This window comes from Novosphingobium aquae, assembly GCF_037572715.1.
Classification (GTDB): domain Bacteria; phylum Pseudomonadota; class Alphaproteobacteria; order Sphingomonadales; family Sphingomonadaceae; genus Novosphingobium; species Novosphingobium aquae.
The window spans coordinates 341501-354951 of the sequence record NZ_JBBHJY010000003.1; the positions used below are offsets into that span (position 1 = coordinate 341501).

Here is a 13451-nt window from a genome sequence, read left to right on the forward strand (position 1 = left end):
AGGGCCTGTCTCAGCGGCTTGGCACCTTGGGCGGCATGGCGACATACTTGTCGATCGCGCGCTCGAAGTGACGGATGCGGATTTCCTGATAGTTGCCCAGCGTGATGCCGGACTTGGCCGAAGCTTCAAGCCCCTCCTGCTGTGCGTAGAGGTTATCGGTATCCTGATCGAGAATCTTGCCAAAACCGGGGTCCATCCCCTCGGCCTCAGTGAACGATTGGTCATCGCGCAGGATGATAGGCTCGGCAGGATCGGGGCGCGGGCCATCCTTGGGCACCGGGCGCAGGAACATCACTTCATAGATGCAGCGGCGGTGATCCTTCGGGTCGGGGCGGAAGCGATAGACCATCGGCAGCGAAATGCCCGGGAACAGGTAGGTATTCGGGAAAATCGTATAGCTGAAGCAATCGAGCAGTTCCGAATCCGATACGTTCGACAAGTCGCTGTTGGTGGCCTGTTCAAACATGCCGCGGAACATGTCGGCCATGGCCTGCCGCGCGGTGCCATCGCCAACCATCGGGCGGTCGTCCGACAGAACCGAGGAATCGCCGATGGTGAACTGGTCGAGTATCTGCTGCTCGTTGAACTTGCCTTCAAGGTGAGGGCTGAGCACGCCAAGGCACGAGATGAAGCGGTTCACGTGTTCGCCGTAAACGTCGTACTGCGAATTGGCGTCGGCGTTTGATGGGGCGACCTGCGGGTGCGTATCAAGCACGTGATAAGCCTCCATGAAGGCCTCCACAGTCAGCTTCCAGTTGGCCGGATAGCTCTTTTGCACATGGCAGTAGATGTAGCGGTTTTCCATCTGCCATGCGTCGATATGTTCGACCGCCTTGGCGCCGAGGTAGTCGAGCAGTGCCGGAGCCTCGCTGTCCATATTGATCCACACGAAGCCGCCCAGCGTTTCCACGCGGGCCTCGGGCAGGGTCAGTTTGTCAGGATCGGCATGCGGGAAATCCCAAGGGCACAACACCTTCTTGTTGGTGCCATCAAGATTCCAGGTCCAGCCATGGAATGGGCACTTGAGATCGGCTGCATAACCGGCGGTTCCCGAAGGCTTCAATTTAGTTCCGCGGTGCAGGCAGGCGTTGAAGTGCGCCTTGATCGATCCATCGTCGGTGCGGGTGACGATGAACGAATAGGGGCCGATGTCGTAGACGTAATAGTCCCCGGCTTCGGGAATATGCTCCTCACGGCAGGCGAATTGCCAGGTGCGAGTCCACATCGATTCCATCTCGCGGCGGGCGAAGTCAGCGCTGATGTAGCGGTCTTTCGATACGTCTTCGCTGCCGAGATACTCATAGTCCTCGCTGCGCACCCAATCGGGGGCCGGGACCTTGTCGGCGGCGATGATGTCCTGCGTGGAAATCGCCGGGCAGCGGGCTTCGCCGGGTTGCAGCTTGCCGGTTTCGACGTTCATGGCTTCGTTTCCTTCAATGGTCGTTCGGCGACCTTATGCGGATCAATTGGCAGGTGACTTGTGCAGCGCGCCATCCTTCATGACCATGACCACGCGCGTAGTGTCGGATAGGATGGACAGGTCGGCAAGCACGTCGCTATCGACGAGGATCATGTCGGCAAGCTTGCCCGCCTCGATCGTGCCGAGCGAGCCATCGCCCATCATGGCGTGCCCACCGTTGCGGGTGGCGCAGACCAAGGCATCGGCGGGGCTGTAGCCGTAATAGTCCACGAAGCGGACCAGATCGCGCGCCTGCTGGCCGTGCTGCGCCCAGACGAAGCCGTAATCGCCGCCGATCAGGTGCCGCACACCGCGCTTGCGCAGCGCCGTGTGCGTTTCGATCGAGGCTTCGATCAGCGGCGGAACGCCCATCATGGTGGCGACTTCCGAAGTGATCCCAGCACAAGCCGCGCCGCCGGTGACCATCTGGTGGAACAGATCGATTGTCGGCACGACGAATAGGCGGTCCTTCGCCTCTTCAAGCATGTCGAGCAGTTCCTCGTCCGAATGTTCGACATGGAACAGGGCATCGACCCCGGCGCGCACACTCATCTTCGATCCTTCGACCGAACGGGTATGGACATTGACCTTTCGGCCCAGGTTGTGCGCCGTGTCGACCGCCATCTTGAGCTCGTCATAATGCATTGGCGAGCAGGTGGCAGGGGTGCCGACAGTGCCGGCGCGCCACGCGTAGAACGGGTCGCCCGAGACATCGAGCTTGATGTTATCGACGCCTTCGCGGATCTGGCGGCGCACTTCGGCGCGCATTTCCTCGGGCCCGTTGATCAAGGTGGAAGGGCCGATGCGCGGATTGTGGTCGGTCGATTCATCGCCCATGCCGCCGGTGACGCTGATCTCTAGCCCGCCGGCACGGATGCGCGGACCTGGCAGGCGGCCGGCGTTGACCTCGTTGCGCACGGCGACGCCGAGCCGCAGCTTGGCTTCCGACGCGCCATAGACGCTGGTAAACCCGGCATCGATCAGCGCCTTGGCTCCGCGTGCGGCGGCGAAGACCTGTTCTTCGGGCGTTGGCGTGATCAGGTGTTCGGTCGCGGCGCAGTTTTCGAAGGAGAGGTGCCCGTGGCCTTCGGTCATGCCGGGCATGAGGAACTTGCCCGCCGCGTCGATCACCGTGTCCGCCTGCGGGGAATCGCCTTGCGTGACGGAAACGATCGTATTGCCATCGATCAGCACGTGGCCGGTAAACGGTGCCTTGCCGGTCGCATCGAAAATCGTCGCATTGATAATGGCGGTGGTGGCCACTGGCGGTACCCTCTCTTCGGCACGGATGCGTGCTTCTCTTGACGGCAGGATAGGCGCTTGGTCCGCTGCGCCAAATGACTGGCAGCGCACTGGCCGTTTCCCTTGACGGCGAGGCGGCGGGCAGACCTTGCCTGAATCGCCGGCCTGCTGCACTCCAGCCACGTCGCCGGGAGAGAGTGGAGCACAATGGGCAGACTCAAAGTTACGATGACCGACGTTAAGGGTGAAACCCGAACCTTCGACAATGTCGATGAAGGCCTCAGCCTGATGGAAGTGGCCAAGGCCCATGGAGTTGAGGGTATTTTCGGCGATTGCGGCGGCGGCTGTTCCTGCGCGACGTGCCATGTCTATGTGGCAGCTGAGTGGATGAAAAAGGTCGGCCAGCCCGACGATATCGAGCTGGATATGCTCGACATGGCCGCTGAGCCGCAGGCCAACAGCCGGCTTTCCTGCCAGATCAAGATGAGCGCCGAGCTGGACGGCATCGAAGTCACCGTAGCTCCCAGCGCCTGAGCGCTACCAGGTCGCTTTGCCGCAGGGGGCAAGCGCTGGTTCGATAAAGGCTATGGCCGCGCCTTGGGCGCTGCGCCATTGTGCCGGCAATTATCTGGGACAGGATTGAACATGGAAACGCAGGACCTTTCGCCCGCCGACAAGGAGCTGATCGCCAGCGGAACGCTCGCTGATCATGAAATTCAAGCGCATCCCAATGAGTTCTACGCCGCGCTGCGGCACGGCGATCCGGTGCATTTCGATCCCAAACTGGAATCGTGGCTGATCACTCGTCACGAGGATATCCTATTCGTCCAGTCCGATCCGATGACCTTTTCGGTCAACAAGGGCTATCATACCCAGCAGGCGCGCGGGATGCAGGCCGAGTTTCAGGAAATCCTGCGCACCGAAGGCGGCGGCTATTTCCCCGACGCGATCATGTCGGACCCGCCCTATCACACGCGCATCCGCAAACTGATGGAGAACGCCTTCACCGCACACCGCGTGAAGGAACTGGAACCACGGATCACCGCTACCGTGCGCGAATTGCTGGAAAGCGTGGCCGACAAGGGCAGCGCCGATGCGGTGAAGGAAATCGCCGTACCGCTGACCATCCGGGTCATTGTGGAGCAACTCGGGCTGGACCACGGCATGGAGGAACAGATCAGCCGCTGGTCGGTCGCCGTCACGGCGCAGATCGGCCGGATGCAAAACCGCGAACAGATGATGGAGAACGCGCGCCAGATCTGCGACCTGCAGCACTATATCATCGGCAAGATGAAGGAGCGTGAGGCCAACCGCGGCGAGGACATGATTTCCGACATGGTCCACGCCGAATTGCCCAATCCCGATGGCACGACCGACAAGCTGACCTTCGAGGAAGCCGTCAGCCTGATCCGCGCCACGCTGATCGCCGGGAATGACACCACTGCCACCGCCATCGGCAACCTGTTCTACCTGATCACCACACGCGAAGGCTTTGCCGACCTGCTCAAGGACGTGGTCGAGGATGATCGCAAGCTGACCCGTTTCGTCGAGGAACTGCTGCGCATCGAACCCCCGGTCCGCGCTCTTTCACGCATGGCGACGAAAGAAGTCGTCGTTGGCGGCACGACCATCCCCGAAGGCGCGCACCTGCTGCTGGTCTATGCCTCAGGCAACGATGACGAGACGGTGTTCCCCGATCCGCGCAAGTTCGATCTCGACCGGCCCAATATTGCCCGCCATGTCGCTTTCGGCGGTGGTCCGCACCGCTGCGTCGGCCTGGCGCTGGCGCGCATGGAAGTGAAGGTCATGGCGCGCGAGATTGTTCGCCACCTCGACAACATCAAGTTGGCGATCCCGGTGGAGGACATCCGCTACGTGCCGACAGTCGCCACCCGCACGATTGAAAGCCTGCCCATCACCTTCACGCGGCGGCAAGCCTGATGGGCGAACTGTCGGGCAAGGTTGCCGTCATTACCGGCGGCGCGTCGGGCATTGGCGAGGCTTCGGTGCGGCTGTTCGTGGCCGAGGGTGCGAAGGTCGTCATTGCCGACAGGAACGAGGATGCTGGGCAGGCGTTGGCCGATAGTCTTGGCGATAGCGCGGTCTTCATCCGCACCGATGTTGCCAACCGGGATCAGGTGCAGGCAGCGGTAGATCTGGCGGTTTCGCACTTCGGCGGCCTCCAAATCATGTTCAACAACGCCGGAATGTCCTGCGGTGCCTATCCTGACTTCATCGACGACAGGCTCGATGATTTCGACCGGGTGATGCGGGTCAACGTACTCGGGCCGATGCTCGGCACCCAGATCGCGGCACGGCACATGAAGGCGCACGGCGGCGGAGCGATCCTGCAAAGTTCGTCGATTGCCGGCACGCTCGCGGGCCATGCCATGATGACATATCGCGCCTCGAAGGCGGCGCTCAACCAGTTCAGCAAGTCGGCTGCGATCGACTTGGGTCGTTATGGAATTCGGGTGAATTGCCTGATTCCCGGTCACATTCGCACTCCGCTTTCAACTTTCCAGGAAGGCGCCGCGAGCGACAAGCTGGCCGCGCTCGATCAGGAAATCGATGCGGTTTATCTCTCCAATCAGATCCTCAAGCGGCGCGGCGAACCAGAGGACTGTGCGCAGGCCGCGCTGTTCCTTGCCAGCGACCGGGCGCGGCAGATCACCGGGATACTGATGCCGGTGGAAGCCGGGGTGACGGCGGGCGATCCGGTCAATCACCTGGCCGACATCATGGATGCCCGGCACCGCATCCTTGGTGACTGAGAGGTATCGCGGCGGCGGCTTGCCAGGTTTGAACCATGCGGCATCCTGTCGTGCAGGAGAGAACCCATGACTGACTGGAACGGCGGACTGCCGAGTGAAATCGACTACATGTTCCCCGAGCGGCCCTCGGACCCGGAAATGCGCGAAAGTGCCTCGGTGTGGATTTTCGAGGAGAACGGCAAGTTCGCCCTGCCGCGCGTCGGGATCGAGGCGCAGGGGGCGGTGTGGGACACGCACCGCTATGACATGAATGTCGCCTTCGCGAACGGCCGGGTGCTTCGCGAAAGTGCGGTCGGGCGCTCGCAGTCGCCTATAGGGCCGAGCGGAAAGCCAGACACCTTGGGCAGCGATGGCCTTACCTTCCGCTGTATTGAACCCTTCCGCCGCTGGGCCGTGTCCTATGATGGCGAGGCGTGGGAAGGCACGGTCGAGGAGCAAATTCGCAGCGAGTTTGGCGCATATGCCGACGCAGGCCGCTCAAAAGGCCTTGAGGGCAGGGCGCGCGTGCCGGTTGCTTGGGCGGTCGAACTCGAAATGGTCACGCCTGCCTGGGTGCAGGATTACCGCGTGGAAAAGCTCGCCGGCATGACCGAGCGTGAGCGCGCCGACGCCGGATCGATGGGCTATGGCTGGCGCACCGAGCATTGCTTTCGCGGCAGCGGTGAACTGACCGTGGCGGGCGAAATTCAGGCGTTCAACTGCTTCGGCAGCCGCATTCGCCGCCAGTCGGTGCGGCCCATGGGCGCGTTTCGCGGGCATGCGTGGATGGAAGCGCTGTTCCCCGATGGCCGCGCCTTCGGTTTCATCACCTATCCGCCGATGCCCGGCGAGGACCCTGAGGACACTTACAACAACGCCTATGTCTGGACGGGGAAGAAGTTCCTGACCGGCAAGGTCCGCAACGCCCCGTTCCTGCGCCGCGTGATGCCGCGCGGGGACGACGTGTCGTGTTCGATCGAGACGGCCGAGGGCACGTTTCACATCGCCGGCGAGACGGTGAACGCCACGTTCCATATGGGCAATCCCGGGGTGAACGGCTTCAACAACCAGCAGGGCGGCGTGAAGTTTACCTGGGACGGGCAGACGACCTACGGGATGATCGAGCGATCATCCCCGGCGGAGGTCTGCACCGTCCTGATTTGATGGATCAGGCCGAACCCATGTAACGGCCGCCATTCACGCTGATCGTCTGGCCGGTCATGTAACCAGCCTCCTCCGACACGAGGAAGGCAGCAGCGGCGGCAATGTCTTCACCCGTGCCGATACGCTTGACCGGCAGAGCTGCACCATAGGCTTCAATCGCACCCGGCGTCTGCATGATCGCTGCGCCGCGCAGCATCGGGGTGTCGATCGATCCCGGCGGAATCATGTTGGCGGTGATGCCGTGTTCGCCCAGCGCCATGGCGAGGCACTTGGTCAGTGCGAGCAAGCCGCCCTTCGAGCTGGTGTAATGAGTCTGCCAAGCCGAACCCGACTGCACCGACGACGAGGTGATATTGACGATGCGGCCCCACTTAGCCTCGATCATGTCGGGCACGCATTCCTGCGTGACGAGGAACGGGCCGACTAGATTGATCTTGAGCACCTTGGTCAGCAGTTCTTCATCGATCGACAGGAAATCGTCGAACGGCGCGATGCCGGCGTTGTTGATCAGGATGGCGATCTTGCCGAGTTCGGCGCGGGTGCGGTCGGCCGCGGCCTTGATCTCGGCCTTGTCGGAGCAATCGACGCGGATGGCGATCGCCGTGCCGCCGGCTTCGCGAACCAGACGGGCAGTTTCCTCAGCGCCCTCAGCGTTGATGTCCCAGATGGCGATCTTCGCGTTATCCTCGGCGAGGCGCAGGGCCATCGAACGGCCCATGCCCGATCCGGCACCGGTAATCACGGCCACGCGGCCACCTAGCGAACGAGTCATGAATCTGCTCTCCCACGCCGGACTGTCCGGCTTTGCTGAACGGTCGTACAGCAGTGTGTGCAGCGATAGTCAAGCCGCCGTGGCGGTTTCAGGAATTGGCTGAGAAGCCGCCGTAGCTGCCTTTGTGAAACAGCATCGGATCAGCATCACGCCGCGATTCGAGGTTCACCACCAGCCCGGTGACGAACCAGTGGTCGCCCGCTTCCTGTACCGCATGGAGGCTGCATTCGATCGAGACCATCGTGCCTTCGAGCACAGGTAGGCCGTGGTCGGAGAGTGCGTAATCAACGCCGCTGAACTTGTCCGGCCCTGACTTGGCAAGCTGCGCACATAATGCGAGCTGGTCCCGCGCCAGCACGTTGACGCAGAAATGCCCCGCCTTTTCGATCATCGGCCATGAGGACGATCGCTTGTCCGGCAAAAATCCAACCAGCGGTGGATCGAGCGAGACTGAAGTGAAGGTGCCGACGACCATGCCGATCGGTTGGCCGTCTTCGCCCGCGGCGGTAATCACCGTCACGCCCGTGGGGTAGTTGCCCAGCACCCGGCGGAATACCGCGGGATCGATTGCCGTTTCGTCCATGCTTTGTCGTTTCTCCGTCGCGGCGATCCATGCCGGATGGCCAACGAATAGGCAACGGCGCGATGCTGTGCAAACATCCACTCTTGCGCCGCCGGGCAAGCTGTGCTGATCACCTGTTCAAACATATCGGGGAGTGGCGTGGCAAGGCCTTTGAAGAACCTTGAGGAAGTAGTGGTGATCGGCGCGGGGCTGGCTGGCCTTTCGGCGGCGCGCCACGCCGCGCGGCTTGGTCGGCTGGTCACGCTGTTCGAATCGTCAGGGCTTTACGGCGGCCTGGTTGCCACGGTGGGCGAGGTGGATGACCTGCCGTTCCCCGGCACCTGGTCGGGGCAGGACTTGGCCATGCACATGCTTGAACAGGCGCAGAAGGTCGGCGTGCGGCTCGTTGATGCCGCCGTGGTGCGGATGGATGCGTGCGAGCGGCTGTCGCTGATCGACGGTGAGGGGCGAACTTACGCTCCCGAAGCAGTGATCGTTGCCACCGGCGGGTCGCTGCGTCGTCTGGGCGTTCCGGGTGAGGAAGAATTCGCCGGCCGGGGCGTATCGCGCTGCGCCACTTGCGATGGCGGGTTCTATCGCGGCAAGCACGTTGCGGTGATCGGCGGTGGCCACGGGGCCGTGCATGAGGCGATGTCGCTGTCAAAGATGGCCGGGCAGGTCACCATGGTCTGCCGCAGCCCGATGAAGGCGCGGCGAGAACATATCGATAAACTGGACGCGCGCGACAATGTGCGCTTCGTTTGGGACAGCGAAGTCACGGAAATTCTCGGTGACGGAAAGGTGACCGGCCTTGCACTTCGCAACGTCAAGACGGGGGTGGCATCCTCGCTCGATTGCGACGGGGTGTTCCCGTTCATCGGGCTTGAGCGCAACTCGGATTTCATAGTGAATGACCCGCGCGTGTTCATCGCCGGAGAGGCGCGCTCAGGATTCGGTGGCACCGGAATTGAAGCAATGGCAGAAGGTGTGAGCGCGGCCGAGGCGGCGCATCGCATGCTTTCGGCAGGCAAGTGAAGGATAGGTTGATGGCAAGTTCTGACGGCAAATACCAGGTCGTCTGGCCCTGCGGCGAACGGCGCTTGAAGGTGCGCAAGCTCGCGCGGCGGCTCGATACGCTCAACGGCAAGACGGTGGCCCAGCTGTGGGATTACCTCTTCGCCGGTGACGAGATCTATGACGAGCTCGAAAGCAAGTTGCGTGAAACCTACCCGGACGTGAAATTCGTTTCCTGGCGCGAATTCGGCTCGACCCATGGGCTCAACGAGAAGGAAATCCTCGCCTCGTTGCCCCAGCGCTTCAAGGAGCTGGGCGTGGATGCCGCCATATCGAGTATGGCCTGCTGAGGTTCTTGCACACCCGCCGTGTTGCGGGCCAGCGAGATTTGTGAACGTGCCGGATACCCCACCTCTTCGCTGGTGTGCGAAGGGTTTCTGAGTCAGGCCGCGGCGACGCGGGTCGGGCTCGGCTATCCCAACATGCCGGTGGCGACCATTGTCGGCCATCCCGGTGCGCAGTCGGTTGCGGAAATCCGCCGTCATGCGGCTGAAGTGACTGCCGCCGAGGTGATCGCCAACCTGACCGTCCAGCCCGACGAGGTTGTTCTGCCGGACGAACCCGGCGCGCGCGACATCGTGTTCGAGGGCAGCTTCGAGGAAGTGAACGACTACTTCTACGACCGCGAGTGGTCGGACGGCCTGCCGATTGTCCCGCCGACGCCGGAAAAGATCGCCGAGTTCCTGTCCTACACCGACCGCAATCCTGACGAGACGCTGGGCATTGTCCTGCCTGAAAGCCGCGCGGTGACGATCTGGTCGATTGCGGTCAACGGCGTGATGGCGGGCTGCCGGGCCGAATATATGCCGATCCTGATCGCTCTGGGCGAGGCGATGGCCGATCCGATCTATGGCGTGGAGCATTCTGGCAATACGCCGGGATCGGAAACGCTGATCATCCTCAACGGGCCGGTCATCAAGCAACTGGGCTTCAACTACACCCAAGGCGTGCTGCGCGACGGGTTCAAGCCGAATACGTCCGTCGGCCGGTTCTGGCGGCTTGCGCTGCGCAACATCGCCGGCTTCCGCCTGCACAAGACTGACAAGGGCTGCTTCGGCAACACCTTCCGCGTGGTGCTGGCAGAGAACGAGGATGCGCTGGCGGGGATGGGTTGGCCGTCAAATGCGGAGGACATGGGCTTTCGCACCGGCGACAACACGGTGACGATCACCCGCATGACAGGGGGTGACGTCTTGCCGTCGGTCACCGGCGCGACGCCTGAGGCTATGATGCCTTATCTGGCGGACGGTGTGGCCAAGGAAACCGGCTGGGAAATTTCCTTCACTGTCGGCGGGCTGACCTTTGGCACGCTGCGGCCGGCGCTGGTGCTCAGCCCGATCCTGGCCGAAACCATCGCCAAGGCCGGCTGGAGCAAGGACGACATCAAGCAATATCTCTATGATCACGCCCGCATGGAAGCAGGCCGGATCGAGACGATGATGAACGTCTGGACCGAGTTCAAGATCGACAGTCTGAAACATCAGGTCATGCTGGGCCGCTTGCCCAAGGACTTCGCGGAGAGCGACGATCCCAAACGCATGGTGCCGATCGTCACCCAGCCGGACGAATTCATGGTCCTCGTCTCGGGCGATCCGCTGCGCACGAATGCTTATGCGTTCGCGCACAACGGTTATCTCGGTTTTCCGGTGGCGAAGAAGATCGCGCTGCCCAATGACTGGGAAGCGCGGATCAGCGGGTCAGCGCGAAGCTAGCCCACCTCGGAACCGGGCGAGCCGGGCCACGCCCTCCGCCAGCGTGCTTTCCGCCTTGCAGTGGCACAGGCGCAGTACGCTGGTGACGGCATCCGTCTCGTAAAAGGCGGACACCGGGATTGAGGCGACCATGCCTTCGTGCACGGAGCGCTCAGCGAACCCGGCATCGTCCAGCGTGATTCCCGAGCCGGGCAGGTCGATGCAGGAGAACCAGGTCGCGCCATTGGGCAGCGCGGCGAATCCCTCTCCAGCCAGCGCGGAGTTAAGGAAGGCGCGCGTTTGCGCCCAGCCTTCGCGGCGCTCATCAATCAGTGCATCGCTCGCCAGTCCCTCGGCCACGGCATATTGCAGCGCCGGCGGTGTGGTGAAGGTGAGGAACTGGTGCGCGCGGGCAAGGACCGAAGCAAGGGCAGGGGCGGCGCAGAGCCAGCCGATTTTCCAGCCGGTCACGCCGAAGATCTTGCCGGCCGACCCGATCTTGATCGTGCGTGCCGCCATGCCGGGGAACGACAGCAGCGAGCGGTGCGATTGCCCATCAAAGCGCACGGCCTCCCACACCTCGTCGCAGATCGCCAGCAGGTCGTGGCGGACACAGACCTGCGCGATGGTGGAGAGTTCCTCTACGCTGGCGCAGGTGCCGGTGGGATTGAGCGGGTCGTTGAGGATGATCGCGCGGGTGCGGGGCGTGACCGCCGCTTCGATGGCATCGCCGTCATAACGCCAGTGCGGCGGGCGAAGGGTGACGAATACTGGCGTGCCGCCCGCACGGCGGACCAGCGGCGCATAGGCGTCATAGACCGGGGCAAAAAGGATCACTTCGTCGCCGGGACTGATCGAGGCGAGAATGGTCACTGCCAACGCCTCGGTCGCGCCTGATGTGACAACCACATTATCGCGCGACAGGTCCAGCCCCTGCGAGCGGTAATACCACGTCGCCACGGCATCGCGCAGTTCGGGCACGCCGGGACTGGGCGGGTACTGGTTCGATCGTTCAAGCAAAGCCTTGCCCGCCGCCGCCAGCAATTCAGGCGGCCCGCTGTCATCGGGAAAGCCCTGGCCCAGATTGATGCGGCTGCCATCTCGGCACAGCGCCGACATCTTCTCGAAGATGGTTACGCCCATGCCGGAATAGATCGGGTTCAGGTCCATTGGTCCGGTCTAGGCAATCGTATGGGCAGAAGGAAGGGGCGGAAAGCTGTTCGCCCTCCGCCCCATATCAATGTCAGACCTTGGTCTCGCTGATGGGGCCAATCACTTCATCACGAACCACCAGACGGCGAAGAGCAGCATCAGAATGATGATCAGCCAGGCCAGCCAGGTGTATGAGCTGTCATCCTCCGGCTTGTTATCGACGAGGCCCTGCACCGCATCTCCGCCGGCAGGCTTGGTGGCCGCAGCAGGGGTGGCCGCAGCAAGGGTTGCCGGAGCAGGCGCGGGCGCTGGGGTAGGAGCAGGTGCGGGCGCTTGAGCTGGAGCCGGAGCAGCCACCGGTTTCGGAGCCGGTGCAGGTGCCGCTTTTGCCGGTTCAGCTTTCACGGCGGCAGGCGCCTTTGCGGTTTTTGCCGGAGCGGCAAGTTCCACCTTGGCCTTGCTCGCCTTGCCTGACTTGGCCTTGCTGTCGAGGTTCGCCAGGGTGGCAACGCCGGCCGGCGCATCTGCCGGCTTGGCCTTGGCTGCCGTCTTGGCGGGCGCTGCTTTTGCTGCCGGGGCCTTGGCAGCAGTTGCCGACTTCGCCTCAGAGGTCTTTGCCGTAGTGGCCTTAGCCGGAGCAGCCTTAGCCGGATTAGCCTTGGCCGCAGTGGCCTTGGTGTCCGGCGCAGCCTTGGCTGCCGGCTTCGCTGCGCTTTTCGCAGGGGTGGCTTTCACAGCCGCAGCCTTAGCCGCAGGCTTGGCGTCCGCGCTCTTGGCTGCAGCTTTGGCCGCAGCCGGCTTTGCAGCGGCAGGTTTGGCTGCCTTTGCGGTTGTCGCCTTCTGAGCAGCAGCAGCCTTCGGAGCCGCCGACTTGGTTGCGGACGGCGTCTTGGATGCCGCTGGCTTGGTCGCCTTCGATCCGGCAGCTGCCTTGGGCGCAAACGTGCCCAGCTTCCCGAATTCGTTGGCGAGCAGGTAATAGACCGTGACCCGGTTCTTGGTCCGGTCCGCCTTCATCTTCTCTTTGACCGAGGCAATGGCCGCATCAAGCGAGGCATCGTCTTGCTTCAGGCCCAGTTTCTTCTGGAGAAAATTGGTCCGCACCCGGGCGAGTTCGATCTTGTCGGAAAAGCTGACCAACGCGGAATCGCGGTTGCGCAGGGCAATCCCGCAATATTTGACGATGCCCGATATGATGCCATCGTCCGCGTCAGGCGCATATTTCTTGACGTCAGCCGCCCACTTTTCGGCCATAGTACCCCTCCAATATCCGGTTGCGACACCTTCGAAGAACGCAGATTTGCGTCCCGAAAGCGCAAGCCTATCGGAATTTCCCGTAAGGTCCATGGCAAAATCAGTCCCTCACTGGGACCGGGCGTCTCACGCGGCTTTGCGAAGGTCCAGCCGTTCCCAGATCTCAACCAGTGCGCTGGTCAGCTCTTCCATCATCGCGGTTGTGTGCGAAGGTCCCGGCGTGAAGCGCAGGCGCTCTGTTCCGCGCGGCACGGTGGGGAAGTTGATCGGCTGCACATAGACGCCGTATTCGGCGAGCAGGATGTCGCTGATCTGCTTGGCGCGTTGC

At 62.7% G+C, this 13451-nt stretch carries 13 protein-coding genes; 6 read left to right on the forward strand and 7 right to left on the reverse strand.

Annotated elements, in window-relative coordinates; all coding sequences use genetic code 11:
- Positions 1 to 10: 10 nt before the first annotated feature.
- Both WG900_RS09015 and WG900_RS09020 read right to left on the reverse strand, forming a co-directional pair.
- Positions 11 to 1420, reverse strand: coding sequence for an aromatic ring-hydroxylating oxygenase subunit alpha (locus tag WG900_RS09015; RefSeq protein WP_339966482.1), 1410 nt, complete (start codon positions 1418 to 1420; stop codon positions 11 to 13).
- Positions 1421 to 1462: 42 nt separating this feature from the next.
- The gene (locus WG900_RS09020; RefSeq protein ID WP_339966484.1) at positions 1463 to 2722 is read right to left on the reverse strand and encodes a metal-dependent hydrolase family protein; all 1260 of its coding nucleotides are present in this window, start codon (positions 2720 to 2722) and stop codon (positions 1463 to 1465) included.
- A gap of 186 nt (positions 2723 to 2908) precedes the next feature.
- Between WG900_RS09020 and WG900_RS09025 the strand changes: the two genes are divergently transcribed.
- From WG900_RS09025 to WG900_RS09040, 4 genes are all read left to right on the forward strand, one after another.
- The gene (locus WG900_RS09025) at positions 2909 to 3235 is read left to right on the forward strand and encodes a 2Fe-2S iron-sulfur cluster-binding protein (RefSeq protein WP_339966486.1); all 327 of its coding nucleotides are present in this window, start codon (positions 2909 to 2911) and stop codon (positions 3233 to 3235) included.
- 111 nt (positions 3236 to 3346) lie between these two features.
- Entirely contained in the window at positions 3347 to 4642 is a 1296-nt protein-coding gene (locus WG900_RS09030) for a cytochrome P450 (RefSeq protein ID WP_339966488.1), read from the forward strand.
- Entirely contained in the window at positions 4642 to 5475 is an 834-nt protein-coding gene (locus tag WG900_RS09035) for an SDR family NAD(P)-dependent oxidoreductase (RefSeq protein ID WP_339966490.1), read from the forward strand. The genes WG900_RS09030 and WG900_RS09035 overlap by 1 nt, the downstream gene beginning before the upstream one ends.
- 66 nt (positions 5476 to 5541) lie before the next feature.
- Entirely contained in the window at positions 5542 to 6618 is a 1077-nt protein-coding gene (locus WG900_RS09040) for a hypothetical protein (RefSeq protein ID WP_339966492.1), read from the forward strand.
- 4 nt (positions 6619 to 6622) lie between these two features.
- Here WG900_RS09040 and WG900_RS09045 read toward each other — a convergent pair whose 3' ends face one another.
- Both WG900_RS09045 and WG900_RS09050 read right to left on the reverse strand, forming a co-directional pair.
- The gene (locus tag WG900_RS09045) at positions 6623 to 7390 is read right to left on the reverse strand and encodes an SDR family NAD(P)-dependent oxidoreductase (RefSeq protein WP_339966494.1); all 768 of its coding nucleotides are present in this window, start codon (positions 7388 to 7390) and stop codon (positions 6623 to 6625) included.
- A gap of 88 nt (positions 7391 to 7478) precedes the next feature.
- Entirely contained in the window at positions 7479 to 7973 is a 495-nt protein-coding gene (locus tag WG900_RS09050; protein ID WP_339966496.1) for a flavin reductase family protein, read from the reverse strand.
- 138 nt (positions 7974 to 8111) lie between these two features.
- Here WG900_RS09050 and WG900_RS09055 point away from each other — a divergent pair, with 138 nt between their 5' ends.
- Together WG900_RS09055 and WG900_RS09065 are read left to right on the forward strand one after the other, a co-directional pair.
- Positions 8112 to 8987: an NAD(P)/FAD-dependent oxidoreductase gene (locus tag WG900_RS09055; protein WP_339966498.1), complete on the forward strand. Its 876-nt coding sequence runs from the start codon at positions 8112 to 8114 to the stop codon at positions 8985 to 8987.
- 11 nt (positions 8988 to 8998) lie between these two features.
- Entirely contained in the window at positions 8999 to 10738 is a 1740-nt protein-coding gene (locus WG900_RS09065) for a UGSC family (seleno)protein (protein ID WP_465263026.1), read from the forward strand.
- Here the strand turns inward: WG900_RS09065 and WG900_RS09070 are convergent.
- From WG900_RS09070 to WG900_RS09080, 3 genes are all read right to left on the reverse strand, one after another.
- Complete coding sequence (locus WG900_RS09070; protein ID WP_339966502.1) at positions 10724 to 11887, reverse strand: aminotransferase; 1164 nt, start codon at positions 11885 to 11887, stop codon at positions 10724 to 10726. The two genes, WG900_RS09065 and WG900_RS09070, sit on opposite strands and share 15 nt — an antisense overlap.
- 102 nt (positions 11888 to 11989) lie before the next feature.
- Positions 11990 to 13123 carry a DUF2853 family protein gene (locus tag WG900_RS09075; RefSeq protein ID WP_339966504.1) on the reverse strand — a complete coding sequence of 378 codons (1134 nt, stop codon included), beginning with the start codon at positions 13121 to 13123 and terminating at the stop codon, positions 11990 to 11992.
- A 126-nt stretch (positions 13124 to 13249) separates the two neighbouring features.
- Positions 13250 to 13451 (reverse strand): aminotransferase class I/II-fold pyridoxal phosphate-dependent enzyme (locus WG900_RS09080; protein ID WP_339966506.1); only part of this gene is annotated, 202 nt, incomplete at its 5' end.

Excerpts from the sequence above, each read along its gene's own strand:
- WG900_RS09015 (WP_339966482.1), bottom strand. The coding sequence starts at position 1,420 with ATGAACGTCGAAACCGGCAAGCTGCAACCCGGCGAAGCCCGCTGCCCG.
- WG900_RS09025 (WP_339966486.1), top strand. The coding sequence starts at position 2,909 with ATGGGCAGACTCAAAGTTACGATGACCGACGTTAAGGGTGAAACCCGA.
- WG900_RS09030 (WP_339966488.1), top strand. The coding sequence starts at position 3,347 with ATGGAAACGCAGGACCTTTCGCCCGCCGACAAGGAGCTGATCGCCAGC.
- WG900_RS09035 (WP_339966490.1), top strand. The coding sequence starts at position 4,642 with ATGGGCGAACTGTCGGGCAAGGTTGCCGTCATTACCGGCGGCGCGTCG.
- WG900_RS09040 (WP_339966492.1), top strand. The coding sequence starts at position 5,542 with ATGACTGACTGGAACGGCGGACTGCCGAGTGAAATCGACTACATGTTC.
- WG900_RS09045 (WP_339966494.1), bottom strand. The coding sequence starts at position 7,390 with ATGACTCGTTCGCTAGGTGGCCGCGTGGCCGTGATTACCGGTGCCGGA.
- WG900_RS09050 (WP_339966496.1), bottom strand. The coding sequence starts at position 7,973 with ATGGACGAAACGGCAATCGATCCCGCGGTATTCCGCCGGGTGCTGGGC.
- WG900_RS09070 (WP_339966502.1), bottom strand. The coding sequence starts at position 11,887 with ATGGACCTGAACCCGATCTATTCCGGCATGGGCGTAACCATCTTCGAG.
- WG900_RS09075 (WP_339966504.1), bottom strand. The coding sequence starts at position 13,123 with ATGGCCGAAAAGTGGGCGGCTGACGTCAAGAAATATGCGCCTGACGCG.